The sequence below is a fragment of the Stenotrophomonas sp. genome (assembly GCF_032066555.1).
GTDB lineage: Bacteria > Pseudomonadota > Gammaproteobacteria > Xanthomonadales > Xanthomonadaceae > Stenotrophomonas.
The window spans coordinates 21,195-35,942 of the sequence record NZ_DAMBKV010000016.1; the positions used below are offsets into that span (position 1 = coordinate 21,195).

General features: G+C 66.0%; 10 protein-coding genes. 5 read left to right on the top strand and 5 right to left on the bottom strand.

The annotated features are described in order from the left end of the window. Positions 1-59 precede the first annotated feature (59 nt). The 5 genes from recD to RT131_RS15650 form a co-directional block, all read right to left on the bottom strand. A complete protein-coding gene (gene recD, locus RT131_RS15630; protein ID WP_313173707.1) occupies positions 60-2,066 on the bottom strand; it encodes an exodeoxyribonuclease V subunit alpha in 2,007 nt (668 codons plus the stop codon). Further along, positions 2,063-5,686 (bottom strand): exodeoxyribonuclease V subunit beta, encoded by a 3,624-nt coding sequence (locus RT131_RS15635; protein WP_313173708.1) that lies wholly within the window; start codon positions 5,684-5,686, stop codon positions 2,063-2,065. Before RT131_RS15635 ends, recD begins: the two co-directional genes overlap by 4 nt. Beyond that, a complete protein-coding gene (gene recC / locus RT131_RS15640; RefSeq protein WP_313173709.1) occupies positions 5,683-9,045 on the bottom strand; it encodes an exodeoxyribonuclease V subunit gamma in 3,363 nt (1,120 codons plus the stop codon). The genes RT131_RS15635 and recC overlap by 4 nt, the downstream gene beginning before the upstream one ends. Before the next feature lie 550 nt (positions 9,046-9,595). Continuing rightward, the gene (locus tag RT131_RS15645) at positions 9,596-10,003 is read right to left on the bottom strand and encodes a hypothetical protein (RefSeq protein ID WP_313173710.1); all 408 of its coding nucleotides are present in this window, start codon (positions 10,001-10,003) and stop codon (positions 9,596-9,598) included. A 56-nt stretch (positions 10,004-10,059) separates the two neighbouring features. After that, on the bottom strand, positions 10,060-11,061 hold the full coding sequence (locus RT131_RS15650) for a PAAR domain-containing protein (protein WP_313173711.1): 1,002 nt from the start codon (positions 11,059-11,061) through the stop codon (positions 10,060-10,062). A 355-nt stretch (positions 11,062-11,416) separates the two neighbouring features. On the opposite strand from RT131_RS15650, the gene RT131_RS15655 reads away from it, so the two are divergent. The 5 genes from RT131_RS15655 to RT131_RS15675 all read left to right on the top strand — a co-directional run bounded on the left by RT131_RS15655 (position 11,417) and on the right by RT131_RS15675 (position 14,748). Beyond that, a complete protein-coding gene (locus tag RT131_RS15655) occupies positions 11,417-12,214 on the top strand; it encodes an ABC transporter ATP-binding protein (protein ID WP_313173712.1) in 798 nt (265 codons plus the stop codon). Between the two features lie 187 nt (positions 12,215-12,401). After that, positions 12,402-13,151 (top strand): MlaE family lipid ABC transporter permease subunit, encoded by a 750-nt coding sequence (locus RT131_RS15660; RefSeq protein ID WP_057629957.1) that lies wholly within the window; start codon positions 12,402-12,404, stop codon positions 13,149-13,151. Positions 13,152-13,260: 109 nt separating this feature from the next. Then, on the top strand, positions 13,261-13,785 hold the full coding sequence (gene mlaD, locus RT131_RS15665) for an outer membrane lipid asymmetry maintenance protein MlaD (protein WP_313173713.1): 525 nt from the start codon (positions 13,261-13,263) through the stop codon (positions 13,783-13,785). Then, positions 13,782-14,450 (top strand): ABC transporter substrate-binding protein, encoded by a 669-nt coding sequence (locus RT131_RS15670; protein WP_313173714.1) that lies wholly within the window; start codon positions 13,782-13,784, stop codon positions 14,448-14,450. The genes mlaD and RT131_RS15670 overlap by 4 nt, the downstream gene beginning before the upstream one ends. Continuing rightward, positions 14,440-14,748, top strand: a complete 309-nt coding sequence (locus tag RT131_RS15675; RefSeq protein ID WP_313173715.1) for an STAS domain-containing protein — start codon at positions 14,440-14,442, stop codon at positions 14,746-14,748. The genes RT131_RS15670 and RT131_RS15675 overlap by 11 nt, the downstream gene beginning before the upstream one ends.

Here is a 14,748-nt window from a genome sequence, read left to right on the forward strand (position 1 = left end):
GACGCCGAGAGCCCCGCCTCCCGGGTGCGCTGCGCTTACCCGGGCTACGCGACTGCGGCTTACAGAGAAGGAGACAGCCGCTGCGCCAGGCCTGACCAGCGGCTGGCATGGCGGGCCAGGGCGGCCTCGATGACCTCGGCGCTGCCGGCCAGGTGCAGGCCGTTGCGGGCGCGGGTGATGCCGGTGTACAGCAGCTCGCGGCTGAGCACGCGGTTGTCGCGGCGTGGCAGCTGCAGCCAGACCTGGTCGAATTCAGAGCCCTGCGCCTTGTGCACGGTCATCGCGAACGCGCTTTCGTGCAGCGGCAGCGCCGCCGGGTGGAAGGCGCGCGGGTTGGCCGGGTCGTCGCCGGGGAACCAGGCGCTGATGCCGCTGCCATCGCGCAGGCAGATGCCGACATCGCCGTTGAACAGGCGGTGGCGATAGCTGTTCTCGCCAATGATCAACAGGCGGCCGTGGAACCAGCCCGGGCCCAGCGTGCGGCCACGATTGCCCCCCAGCAGTTCCTCGATGCGGGCATTGAGGCCACGCGCGCCCTGTGGGCCTTCGCGTACGGCGGTGAGCAGGCGCATGCGGCCGGCGAGCGCCAGCGCATCGGCCGGCGTGGCGGCATCGGCCAGCGCCTGCCAGTACTGCTGCAGCGGCTCACGCCAGGCCTGCAGGGGGTCAATATCGCCTTCGTGGAAGTGCACGCCGGTGAGTTGCGCGTCGCGCAGCAACTGCAAGGCCTGCAGCGCGTCGCCGTCGCGCATGGCGCTGGCCAACGGTGCCAGCTGCAGGGCTTCACTCTGCCGATAGCCGCGCTGCAGCTGCACGCGGGCACCAGCAAAGTCCTTGGGGTTGGTTTCCACGGCGTCGGCGGGCAATTCGCCCAGCAGCGGGCGCAGTGCATCCGCATCCGTAGCCGTCGTGCGCCGGCCATCGCCGGCGGCACGCAGGATGGCACTGAGCACGTCGCCGGCTTCCACCGAAGGCAGCTGGTCCGGATCGCCGAGCAGCACCAGACGGGTGCCGGGGGCGATGGCTTCGACCAGCTTGGTCATCAGCGGCAGGTCGATCATCGAGGCTTCGTCGACCACGATGACGTCATAGGGCAGCGGGTTGTCGGCGTGGTGGCGGAAACGCGGCGAATCCGGAATCACGCCGAGCAGGCGGTGCAAGGTGGTGCCGGTGCTGGGCAGTTGTTCGCACAGGGTGCTGTCGATGCCTTGCGCCGAAAGCTTCTGCAAGGCATGGCGCAGGCTTTCGGCCATGCGCTCGGCGGCGCGGCCGGTTGGCGCGGCCAGGGCGATGCGCGGCGCGGTCTGGTTTGCGGCCTGCGCCTGTGCGACCAGCAGCACCAGCAGACGGGTGATGGTGGTGGTCTTGCCGGTGCCGGGGCCGCCGGTGACCAGCAGCAGATTGTGGCGCAGGGCGGTGGCTGCGGCTCTTGCCTGGTGGTCCAAAAGCTTCCCCTCATCCGCCCTGCGGGCATCCCCGCCTTCGCGGGGACAGGCCCTTTGATCTCCCGCAGGCGGGAGAAGGGAGAGGTCCAGCTGCGCTTGCATCTGCAGGTCTTCCGGCGCTGCCTGCTTCTGGCCCCCTCTCCCGCCGGGAGAGGGCTGGGGTGAGGGTGCCGCCTGCCCCGGGAACAACCGAGCAAACACCGCTGCCAAGCCAGCCACATCACCACCCGCAACCGGTGCCTGCCCGATCTTCTGTAAACCGCTCGCCAAGCGGCGCTCGTATTCGCGATACCGACGCAGATACAGCAGCCCGTGCTCCCACACCAGCGGCGCCTGCGGCGACTCCACGCGGTTATCCACAGCTGTGGATATCCACTTGGATGCCTCCAGCTGCGCAATCCATTCTTCGGCGGCCGGCCATTCCACGCCGGCATCCACCAATCGCTGCGGCTGGGTCGGATCAAAGCCGGCATGGCCCTGCGATACCGCCAGCGACGCCAGCGCAGCCGCCGCCAGCACCACGTCCGGCGTGTCCGGATCCAGCCGACGCAGGCTCTGCGCCAGCGCATGGTCCAGCGCGCGCAGCGCGCCGGCTTTGTTCAATGCGGCCAGCAGGCTCATGCCTCGCCTCCCAGTCGTGCCAACAAGGCCGCATGGCCGTCGCGGCCACCGGCAAACAATTCATCCACCGCATGCACCAGCTCCGGTGCGAAGTTGTGCGCGTACAGGCCCGGCGACTGCGGACGCGTTGCATCCAGGCCACGGCAGAACAGGTAGCGGATGCCACCGAAATCCCGCGCATAGTCGTAACCGGCACCGATGCGGAAGCGCAGCCAGCGGTGCAGGGCCACGGTGTAGATCAGCGCCTGCAGGTCGTACTCGCTATGGCGCATGGCCGCGTCCAGCTGCGCCGGGGCGTAATCGGGCAGCCGGTTGGATTTGTAATCCAGCACATACCAGCGCCCATCGCGGACGTAGGTAAGGTCGATCTTGCCGGTCATCAGTCCTTCCAACTGACGGCGCAGGCCGAAGCCGTTGCGGCCGCGCACCACCCCGTGGGCATGCAGCACGCGCAGCAGGGCCGGTACCGTGGTCGGCTGCATGGCGAAGTGGAACTCGATTTCCGCGCGACGCTCGCCTTCGCCCAGCGAATGCAGCGCACCGCCCTCGGGCAGTGTGACGGTCAGTGTCTGGCCGATCAGCTCGGTCAGCAGCGCTACGCCGTCGTCGATTTCTTCGTCGATATAGCCATCGGCGCGCATTGCCCTGGCGATGATCTCGGCCTGCCCTTCGGGTGCCTGCCCGCCGGGCTGCCAATCGCGCCAGATGCCAAAGTCGACATTCTCCAGCGCCGCGTGCAGCACGTTGCCGAAGCGGCTGCCGGCAAAGCGCGGATCGAATACTTCCGGTTGTGCAGCTGCAGCTTCGGGGGCCGGCTCGGCATCCACATCGACCTGCGCCGGTTCGTCGGCGGCGCCGCCGCTGTCTTCGGTGGCGGCGGCGGCGGTGTCGTGGCCGCCTTCGGCATGGGCGAGCTGGGTGAAGCTGTAGACCCACCAGTCGTGCGGCACGCTGCGGCGTACCTCGCGCACCGGCGGCAAGGCCTGCTCGCGCTCGGGCAGCAGGCGCGCGGGCAACCCTGCGCTCTCGCCTTCGATCACCTGGATGTCGGCATGCTCGGGCAAGCCCTGCAGCATCGGCCCGAGCCGCGAGCTGGCCAGGCCAGTCAAGGCACCGCCACTTATCCACAAGGCATGTTCGGCGCGGGTCAGGCCGACATAGAGCAGGCGCGCGGTTTCGGCCTCTTCATCGTCACTGACCTGCTGGCCGACGGCCTTCCAGGCCGGGTCTTCCTTGTCGATCTTCCAGTGCAGTACGCGTTGCTCGCCGTCATGCACGGTGCGGTGGTTGCTGCTGTCCGGCGCATTGGTGGCGATGCCCACAAAGGGCAGGTAGACCAACGGGTATTCCAGGCCCTTGCTCTTGTGCAGGGTGATGATCTGCACGCGGCGGGCATCCGATTCCAGCCGCAGCAGCTGCGCTTCGTCGCCTTCGTCAGCATGGGCGATCTGGGTCTGCAGCCAGTCGAGCAGGCCGTGCAGGCCGACGCTGCGGTTGCTGGCTTCCTGCAGGGCTTCGGCCAGCTGCAGGTAGTTGGTCAGGCGGCGCTCGCCGTCGATCAACAGCAACAGCCGCTCGGCCTGTTCGGCACACAGGTCCGACAGCAGGGCGAGCACGCCGCCACGCTGCCAGCGTTCGCGCCATTGCAGCAGGCGTTCCTGGTGCAGGCGCTGCTGTTCGCCTTCATGTTCCATCGCGGCGATGGCGGCGGCCCTTTCGCCCAGCAGCACCGTGGCCAGCGCGGCGCGCAGACGGCCTTCGTCGGCCGGTTGCAGCAGGGCCAGCAACAGCAGCCGCAGTTCATGCGCCTCGGTACTGGCAAACAGGCTCTGCTTGCCTGCAGCTACCGCAGGGATGCCGAGCGCGGCCAGGGCCTGCTGCACGCGCGAGGCCTCCTTGTGCGAGCGCACCAGCACGGCGATATCGCCCGGCTGCACCGGCTTGCCATCGACCAGTGCGCGGTCTTCACGGGCGGCGCTGAGCACCCTGTGGATATCTGCCACGCAGGCGGCGGTGGCGGCATCGCGTGAAGCGTCGGCTTTCAGTGGTTTGCCGTCGGCATCACCTGCAATCAGCTGCAGGGTGAGGGCCGGCGCGGCCTTGCCGTCGAACAGGTAGTCGGCGTCGCTGCGTTTGCTGCCCGGCAATACCGGCTCGAACTGGATGCGCTCGTCGAGGAAGGCTTCGGGGCCGGCGTTGTCGTACAGCGCCTGGATCGCGCGCAGCACGCCCGGGCGTGAGCGGAAGTTGCGGTCCAGTGCCGGCGCGGCTTCGGCCAATGCCTTGGCCTGCAGATAGGTGTGCACGTCGCCACCACGGAAGCCGTAGATGGCCTGCTTGGGGTCGCCGATCAGGAACAGCGCAGCGTCGCCATCATCGGCGGCGAACACGCGGCGGAAGATGTCCCACTGGCGCGGGTCGGTGTCCTGGAACTCGTCGACCAGGGCGAAGCGGTACTGCGCGCGCAGGCGTTCGGCCAGATGTGCGCCATGTGGCCCGTGCAAGGCATTGGCGACGTTGTCGATCAGGTCGTCATAGGTCTGCTGGCGGCGCAGCTGCTTGAGCTGGGCCAGCCGTTGGCGGACTTCGCCGCGCAGCTGGTGCAGCAGCACGATGGACTGCTGGCGCTGCCACTGCGTCACCTGCACCAGCGACTGCAGGTAATCGGCGATCAATGGCTGCAACGGCGATTGCGGGGTGCTGCCGGCCTTGGCCTTGTTGGTCTTGGCGGTAAGCGCCTCCAGCGTGAGCCGCTCCAGCCGCTCGTCCAGTTCGGCGCCCGGGTCCGGATGCCGGCTCCATTGCAGCAGTTGCTGGAACAGCGGCTCGATCCAGTCGGACTTGTAACTGGACTTGTTGAGGATGCCGCCTTCCAGCGCGCCGCGAAGCTGCTGCAGATAGGTTTCGCCGTGCTCGGTAATGCCGGCGGCCAGACGCTGTGCCGCGCCGTCGCGGAAGTGGCGCGGGTCTTCGAGCAGAGTTTGCGGCGGCTGTGGATAAAGCGGCAGCTCGGCGGCCAGGGCGGGCAGATCGCGGGCCAATGCATCGGGACTTTTCCACAGTCCAAGCAGCGCCTCCAGGTGCTCGCCCTGCCCTGCGTGCAGGCGCCACAGGTCGGCTGCCAGTTCGTCATGCAGCGCACGGGTATTGGCCAGCAGCTCCGGCGCGGCGAAGGTGTGGCCGCTTTCCAGTGCGTATTCGCCCAGCACGCGGGTGCAGAAGCCGTGGATGGTGAAGATCGACGCCAGGTCGGTTTCTTCGGCGGCAATGCGCAGGCGCCGACCCAGCTGCGCGGCGCTCTCGCTGCCCTGCTGCAGGTGGCGTTGCAGGATGGCGCGGGTGAGCGTGGTTTCCGGGCTGTCATCCTCTGCGGGATGGCTGTCGACCACGCGCGCGGCCAGTTCCAGGCGCTCGCGGATGCGCTTGCGCAGTTCCTGGGTGGCGGCGTCGGTGAAAGTCACCGCCAGGATCTGGCCCATGCGCAGGCCCTGCTCCACCACCAGCCGGGTGAACAGCGTGGCCAGGGTGAAGGTCTTGCCGGTGCCGGCACTGGCCTCGATCAGGCGCAGGCCGTCCAGAGGCAGGTGCAGATACGAATCCTGCTGCAGCTCGGCGCTCATGCGACACCTCCGCTGGAGGCCGCGGTTTCAGCATCGAAATCGGGCAATACGCGGCCCTCGCGCAGGGCGGTGAATATCAACAAGGCGTTGTGGATAAATCTGTGAGTAGTGATTGGCGATGCGAACGGATCGCTGCCGCGCAAGGCCAGTTGCAGGGCTTCGCCATTGCGCTCGCCCCAGCTGTGTTCGCTGCCGAACCAGCGCGACTGCGCGGCGTTTTCGCGCTTGTCCGGATCGGCGTTATAGACCTCCCAGCCGGTGTAAGGGGCAAACAGCAGCGGTGCCTGCATGCCTTCGGAACGCAGGCGCAGCAAGGCTTTCAAGGCTGTTTTTGCCGCCTCGGGTGACAGTTCCGGCAAGCGGTGCGGGCCATAGCCGGCCTGCCCGTTGTCATGGAACTGCAGCAGCGCGGTGGGCACCCCGGCGGCGTTGCGCAACAGCCAATCCAGTCCGCCGCGCAGCACATACGCCACCCCGGGTGCACCCGCCTGGAGACGGATCAGGCCCTGTGGATGAATTTGATCGACACGCCCGTGCAGGCGCACGCCATCCGCCTCTACCTCATAGCGTTGCGAGTCCAGCGGCTGGCCGTCGTACCACTGCGAAAACGCCTCCGCGCAGGGCCGGATGCGGCCGAGCATGCGCTCGAACTGCTGCCGCCCCAGCGCACCGGAGGGCAGCAGCGCGCGCGCCCGCAGGCGCGGGTACAGGCCGGCTTCCTGGCCCTGCAACAAGGCGCTGAGCACGTGTTGCTGCAGGGAGGAGTGCAGGCGGCCGCCGCCGGGCACCAGCAGCGGTTCGATGTCTTCGCTGTCGTCGATTTCGCCGGCCAGGCGCAGGCCCAGGCGTTGGCTGAGGAACTGCCCAGCGGGGTCACTGATGAAACGCCGCAGCGCATCCAGCGACAGGCTGTCGTCATTGAGCGCGGCCGGTAGCGGTGCGGCCAGCGGGCCATCGAACCACGGCGCCAGCCGTTGCCGGCTGCCCCCCACCGCGCTGGCGGCCGGGTGCCACTGGCGCCGGTAGCTGAAGCGGCGCGGCTCGCCATCGCCGCCAAATGCCGCCGGGGCGAATGGTTGCAGCGGGTGCCGCACCACCAGTTGCTTGCGCGCTGCGGTGGAATCCTGGTGGTAGGCGGCGGCCGCATTGACCAGTTCGCTGACCAGTACCGAGGGCTCGCGCACGCTGCCGTCGCGGGCATCGGCACCCAGATAGCTCAGGTAGAACACCTCCTGGGCCGAGGCGAACAGCTGCAGGAACAGGAAGCGATCGTCCTCGCGCAGTGAGCGGTCGCCGTAACGGCGACGGTCGGTGCCGAGCTCGGCGGTGAGTCGGCTGAGGCCGGCGGCCGGGTCGCGGCGCGGGAAGTCGCCGTCGTTCAAGCCCAGCACGCAGATCACCCGGAACGGCAGCAGGCGCATCGGCACCATGCGGCCGAAGCTGATGCCGCCGGTCAGCAGCGGTGCGCGGGTATCTGCCTCGGACAGCACCGAGGCGAAATGCGCGCGTACTACTTCCGCCGGTACCGGCGCGTCGAAGCCGGCGCTGCTGGCTTCCTCGGCGAATTCGTTGACCAGCTTGCGCAGGCGATCCAGTGCGCGCACCGCAGACGGTTCGGTTGGAGTCTCCGGCAGCAACGCCAACAGCAGGCCGAGCAGGCGCTCGCGCCATTGGTTGGGGCTCAGCGCTTCGGCCAGGGTCTTCTGGTGGCGGGCCAAGACCCGCAACAGGCGGATCAGCGCATCGAGCGCGGCCAGGCCGCCACCTTCCAGCTCCGGCCACGGCGCGACACCGCCGATGTCCTCGTCGCTGCCGCTGGCGTGGCCGAGCAGCAGCCGGTCCAGCGCGAATTGCCAGGTGTAGGCGTCATCGGCCGGTGCCAAGTGCTGCTTGCGGTGGCCGGCATCCAGGCCCCAGCGTGCGCCCGCCGCCTGCAACCAGGCGTGCAGGCGTTCGAAGGCGGCCGCATCCAGGCCGGAGGCCGATGCCAGTGGCGCGCTGGCCAGCAAGTCGAGGATTTCATTGAGGCCAAAGCGCGATACCGGCAGGCCCAGCAACTGTACGAATACCTCGGCCAGCGGCTCGCCCTGCAGTGGGCTGGCATCGGCCAGCGCCCAGGGAATATGTGCGTCGTTGCCACCGCGGCCGCCGAACACCGACTCCAGGTAGGGCACGTAGGGATCGATGTCCGGCGCCAGCACTGCGATCTCGCGCGGCTGCAGCGGCGGGTCGAAGCGCGGGTCTTCCAGCAGCGCGCGCAGCTGGTCGTGCAGCACCTGCATCTCGCGCAGGCGGGTGTGGCAGGCGTGGATCTGGATGCTGGGGTCGTCCAGGCGCAACGCTTCCCGCAGGGGGGGCGAGGGCAGCGCGCGGCGATGGAACAGGTCCGCCTGCAGCCGGTGCAGCAGGCTGTCGCCGAGACCTCCCTCGTCCAGGCCCGGCACCGGCACGCTTTCCGGGTCCACATAGGCGGCGATTTCACCGCTGGGGTGGACCACTTCGTAGTCGCCCAGCACCGCCATGAAGTCGCGGCCGGCCTCGCCCCAGGCCTGCAGCAAGGGGTTTTCGCCGGCCTCGATGCCGAACGGCTCGGCCAGGCCGCTGCGCAGCTTTTCCTTCAGCGTCTGCAGATCGCCCCAGTACGAGCGGGTCGGCGTCGGCATATAGAAATGCAGCGTGCCGACCCGCGCCTGGGTGGCGATCACCCGCAGCACGTCCGGCGAGACATTGAGCGTGGCAAAGGCGAACAGCCGCTGCGGCAGGCCCTGCGGCAAGGGCTGGTGCGCGCCTTCGAAGCGGGCCAGGTAGTCGTTGATACGGCGCGCGCGGTAGTTCTGGCCGCCGGCGATGTAACGCCACAGGATGGCCTGCGGGTCGTCCGGCTCGGCCCCGTCCTCCCAGCGCAGCAGCCAGTCGCGGCGCCAGGCCTGGTATTTCTCGAACACCCCACCCAGCTCGGCGGCCAGTGCCCATGGGCGCAGCGGGTCATCGCGGTCCAGGTAGGCGCGCAGCCCGGCCATCGCCGGTTTCTGCATCAGCGTGCTGTCGGTCAACGCCCCATAAAGCCGCCAGTGCAGGCCGCTGGCGCCCAGATCATCGCGCTCGCCGGGCACGTTGGCCTTCAGCGCCTTGGCGACAAACTCGCCAGGGGTCAGGAACTCCAGGTTGGCCGACACGCCATATTCGGCGGCCAGCGTCGATTGCAGCCAGCGCCGCATCGCCACCTGCGGGATCAGCACGATATCGGCGGCCAGCACGGGCTGGCCGGGCGCCGGCTCACGCAGCGCGTGGGCCAGCAGCTGGGCCAACACATCCAGGGCATTGGAGTGGTACAGGCGGAAATCAGGGGCATTGCTCATCGCGCCATCTTGCCGCAGTGGGATGGTTTCGACGAGCGATATGGGGGCCTGGGGTGGAACGATGGTGGGGTGGCAGTGTTGGATGGACTCCGGCAAAGCTCAATCACCCGCACGTTACGCAGCCCCATCGAAGCCGCCGCAGAGTGTGCGTTTGCCTAATCGAATAGGTATGACCTCGACGGCCCCGTGCCCAGCCGCTTCTCTTTGCTTGAATGGTTATCGACAAGAATGACTTGGGGGCCCTGTCTGCGGAAGTACTCCACAGGCAATGCGATGTCCTTGTCACCCACATTGATGAGCTCCAGCTCTACTCGAATCGTCTCACCAGCGAAGCTGCAGGGATCATCGATCAAGCAACGTGCCCGCAGCTCAAGTTTTGGTTGCGCCCCTGTACACATCGCGACCGCAGGTGCCATCGCTAGTACCGCAACGATGCCACTGAGGAAATGGCGAAGGGAGCACCATGCTCTGTTCTTCGGGAGCTTCGATCCCGGATTTGTTTTCAAACTCTCAATCACCTCGCATGCTCTTCTCCCGATTTATCGTCGAATCAACGGCCATCCAGAATTCGTAGCTCGGCGGTGGCAAATACCTCATCAGCCTGCCCCGCAACGGGAGCCAGATAGAAGTTGAACCTCACAGTGAGGTCGACCGGCCGCAACGCAAACATCGAGATGTCGTCTGCCTGAATTCTCCACGGGACGCGAATCGATTTTCCTGGAGGGAGAGTTTCCATTTTATTGAATAGTTCGCGCATCGGCGGCCCCATGCGGAAACGCTTTTCTTTGCCGGAGTGGTTATCCACAAAGATCATCTTGGGACCTTGCTCGCGGAAGTAGCGTAGTGGCAGGTCCACTCCTTCCTCCCCTCGATTCTTCAACTCCAATTCAACATCAATCACCTCACCCATGAAGCGGCAGGGGTCACCGTAGAGGCAGCGCGCACGTACTTCGATCATGGCTTCAATCTCTTCGCTGTGAGCGGGAGTGGTTTGCAATAGGAGAATCACAAGTGCTAAGAACGCACGGCAGAACATAGAACCTCCCGTTCAAGCTTTCTGCTTAGTAGCTCCCTCACTTCGATTCCTATATTCCAAACATGCCGAGGCTTGAGGGTTGTGCTGTATCGCTCCGACATCATGGTTGCCTCTGGATCAGCATCTATTTCTGCGTTTCGTGCCATGACGATTTCAGTTCCTGAAGTCCCGTCCGGCATTGCGAACTTGATGATCTGCTCAGGCTCATCTCGATCCACATATTCGTCAGGCAAGCCCAGGCAGTGCATGAATTCGTGCACGTATACCCAAGGGGTTGTAGCAACGGAAACGTTGATCGTAGTGCCAGTCACATTTTCGCGTTCATAGTGATCATGCAGCTTCATGACATAGTCCTCGCCAGTGCTCACGAAGTCAGCCTCATAGCGGACCGTAAACGAGCGCGTCCCGCATGCACCATCCGTTATCTGCAGGATGAATTTGTTGTTGATTCCCAGCTCGATACCTCGTCGTAAACGCTGCTTGGCTGTTTCGGCATCGCTTTCTTCTACTCGCCCCCACTTCACGAGTCTTATCTTTGCCGTGACCACGATATCGCCACCCGATTTCAATGGGACATCAATTCGGTAGCCACAGGTATGGTCATTCTCAATGCGTGTGCCATCCGCCTCATAGGCCTCAAAGTAACGGCCATCGGGATACTCCAGCACTTGACCACTGTGATCTTCCAGCCAGCATCGGGCAGACTCAGCCGGTGGCGTATCCGTGCCAGTCAAAGAGGACGCAATAGGCCGCATTGAAGAAGCGAGCGCCGAGCGCGTCGTATTGAGCGCCGCAACCGACGCACCACCCGCACTGACATGCGCCAACTGCTGCTTGCCTGCCAACAGTGCACAACCACAACTAGCCTTGTCGCCATGGCGCGCGACCGGGTGGCCGTCGATATCGGTCTGCGGCGAGCCGGTCAGTACCGAGCCGCCGGCTTGCAGGGCATCGCCCACTACGATCAGCGTCCTTGCCATCGTGCTCGGCCCCTCCGTGGCCGGTGCGGTGATTGCAGTCGGACTCGACCTTAGTGGCCTGGCTCTTGATCAAGAATCGGATGTGTCTGGAAATCGGCTCATACCACCGCCCGGCTGCTCGTCGTACTTACGGAGCTTGGCCGCGGGCATTGTCCCGGGGACCGGACCCATCACGCCTTGTGCACAGTTTCCGAACCCCGATTCGACCACTGGGGAGACAGTGTGTTGCCGCCAATACCGACCTTGAGTGCATGCCGGACGGCGCACGGGGTGCGACAATACTGCACGGTCCAGTACGCTTATGTTCAGGCATTGCTGGCAATCCTAGAACGTTGGTTTTCCGTTAAAGGCCACCATGCCCTCAGCTCGGACTCCCTTGGTGCAGTTGTCCAACGTGCGAATCGATCGCGGCGGACGCACCATTCTGCGCGACGTGTCGTTGCAGGTACCGCGCGGCAGCATCACCGCCGTGCTCGGCCCCTCGGGCAGCGGCAAGTCGACGATGTTGGCGGCGCTGACCGGTGAGTTGCGGCCGGTGTCAGGGTCTGTGCAACTGTTCGGTCAGGATATTCCGCACGGCAACCGCGACCTGCTGGAGATGCGCAAGAACGTCGGCGTGCTGCTGCAGGGTAATGGCCTGTTGACCGACCTGAGCGTGGCCGACAACGTGGCCTTGCCGCTGCGTGCGCATACCAAGCTGCCCGAGCCGGTGCTGCGCCGCCTGGTGCAGATGAAGCTGCATGCGGTTGGCCTGCTGGCCGCTGCCGATGCCTGGCCGCGCGAGTTGTCTGGCGGCATGGCGCGGCGCGTGGCGCTGGCCCGTGCACTGGCCCTGGACCCGCCGTTGATGATCTACGACGAGCCGCTGACCGGGCTGGACCCGATCGCCTCGGGCGTGATCATGAGCCTGATCCAGCGTTTGAACGACAGCCTGGGGCTGACCAGCATCATCGTCAGCCACCATGTGCATGAAACCCTGCCAATCAGCGATCAGGCCGTGGTGATCGCCAATGGCGGCATCGTGTTCTCCGGCACACCGGACGAACTGCAGGCCAGCACCGACCCGCTGGTGCGGCAGTTCCTGCATGGCCAGCCGGACGGCCCGATCCCGTTCGATGCGCCCACGCGCAATTACGGGTTGGAGAACGCGTGATGACGACGCTGCGCGAAATGCGTGATTCCTGCCCCCTCTCCCGCATGGCGGGAGAGGGCTGGGGTGAGGGCGCTTTTAAAGCACGTAGAGCAAAAGCTCCCCTCATCCGCCCTTCGGGCACCTTCTCCCGCACGCGGGAGAAGGATGTCTCGTCCAGCGTGATCAGCGCTTCTGGAGCAGCTTCCTGATGCCCTTCACCTCCTCCATCCGCTCGCTGGGCCGTGCCGGGCTGTTCTCGCTGACGGTGCTGCGTGGCTCGCTGCCGACGCGTGACTTCCTGGCCGAACTGACCCGCGAAATCTACAAGATCGGCGCACGTTCGCTACCAATCATTGCTGTTGGCGGCGCGTTCGTCGGCCTGGTGCTGACCCTGCAGGGCTACCGCACGCTCACCACCTTCGGTGCCTCCGATGCGCTGTCCACCCTGCTTGGCCTGTCGTTGTACCGTGAACTGGCACCGGTGCTGACCGCGCTGCTGTTCATCGGCCGCGCCGGCAGCTCGATCGCCGCCGAGCTCGGCCTGATGCGCGCCACCGACCAGATCAAGGCGCTGGAGCTGATGGCCATCGACCCGATCGCCAAGGCCGTGGCGCCGCGCTTCTGGGCGGCGGTGCTGACGGTGCCGCTGCTGACCGGCATCTTCTGCTCGCTGGCCATTGCCGGCGGCTACTTCGAAGCGGTGCATATCCTCGGCCAGGACAACGGCACGTTCTGGTCAGGGCTGCGTGGCAGCGTCGACTTCTGGGACGACTTCGCCGTCGCCCTGCTCAAGTCGGCGATCTTCGGCGGCACCGCGGCGCTGGTGGCGGCCTATGTCGGCTTTCATGCCGAGCCGACCATCGAGGGCACCTCGGTGGCCACCACCCGTGCGGTGGTGAACGCCTCGTTGCTGGTGCTGATGTTCAACTTCGTGCTGTCGGCGCTGCTGTTCCAGTGATGCGAGTCCTTCGCAGAAACCCGCACATCGCTGTGCAGGGATCAAACAAACAACCGAACAACCCGCTTCGCCCTGCGAAGCACCAGATGGATCAGGAGTGAGACACAACATGGCCATCCGTGGACCCAGACTCGAATTTTCCGTCGGCGCCTTCCTGCTGCTGGCCCTGGCCTCGCTGCTGGTGCTGGCCGTCGCCTCCACCAACCAGCGTTTCGGCATGGGCGGCGGTGACTATGAATTGAAGGCACGTTTCAGCCAGATCGGGCAGCTGCGCAAGCAGGCGCCAGTGAAGGTTGGTGGTGTGACCATCGGCCAAGTAGCTGATATTCAGCTGGACCCGATTAAATACGATTCCATCGTGACCCTGTCGCTGGACAGCAAGTTCAAGGACCTGCCGGCCGACACCTCCGCCGGCATATTCACCAGCGGCCTGCTCGGCGAAAGCTATATCGGCCTGCAGCCCGGCGGCGATCCGGATGTATTGAAGTCCGGTGATGAGATCGTCTTCACCCAGCCGGCGGTCGACCTGCTGCAGCTGGTTGGCAAATACATGTTCAGCGGCGGCGGCAACACCGGCGCAGCTGCAAACGAAACCCCCGGCGCAGACGCGCCCGCAACGGAACCGCAACCATGAAAGTGAAACTGCTTACCGTCGTGCTCGCCTCTGCCCTGCTGGCCGCCGCACCGTCGGTCACGCTGGCGCAGGCACGCCCGGCCGCCACCGCCGCGCAGCCCTCGGCCGCCGCGCGCACCGTGCTGGATTCCAGCACCCGCATCATCAACGCCCTGCAGACCCGCCGCGCCGAGTTCCGCGCCAATCCGGCGACCCTGCGCAGCTTCATCGATGGTGAACTGAGCCGTGGCTTCGACCGCGACTACGCCGCCCGCCTGGTGCTGGGTGTGCATGGCCGTGGCGCCGCTGATGCCGACGTCAAGCTGTTCGCCGATGCGATGGCCGACAACCTGATGTCGCGCTACGGCTCGGCCCTGCTCGATATCCAGGGCCGGCCCAGCTTCCGCTACAAGAGCGAGCAGCCGCTGCCGGGCAACCGCGGCGTCAAGGTCTCCACCGAGCTGGTGCGCGCAGGCAGCGAGCCGACCCCGGTCGAATACCTGATGCGCAATGTTGACGGCCAGTGGAAGATCTTCGACGTGATGATCGAAGGCATCTCCTACGTGCAGACCTTCAAGAACCAGTTCGACGCCCCGCTGCGGCAGAAGTCGATCAAGCAGGTCGCCACCGAGCTGCGCAGCGGCAGCATGCAGGCCAATGCCGGCCCGGCTCCCCGTGACAAGTAAAGCCAGCTTCCGCACCGAAGGCGACACCCTGCTCCTGGCAGGCGTGATCGACCGCGCGGCGGTGGTTGCACTATGGCCGCAGCTGACGCGCGCGCTGGCGCCCGTGCGTCGGCTCGACCTGGCTGCGGTTGAAGGCATCGACAGCGCCGGACTGGCGTTGCTGGGTGAGCTGGCTGCACGTTTGCGGGCGCAGGCTGGCGGCGACGTCAGCGGCAGCCCGGCAGGACTGGCCGAACTGTGTGCCGCCTACCGGCTGTCACCGTCCCTCGATTTCAACGCCTCTTCGGCAGGAAGCTGA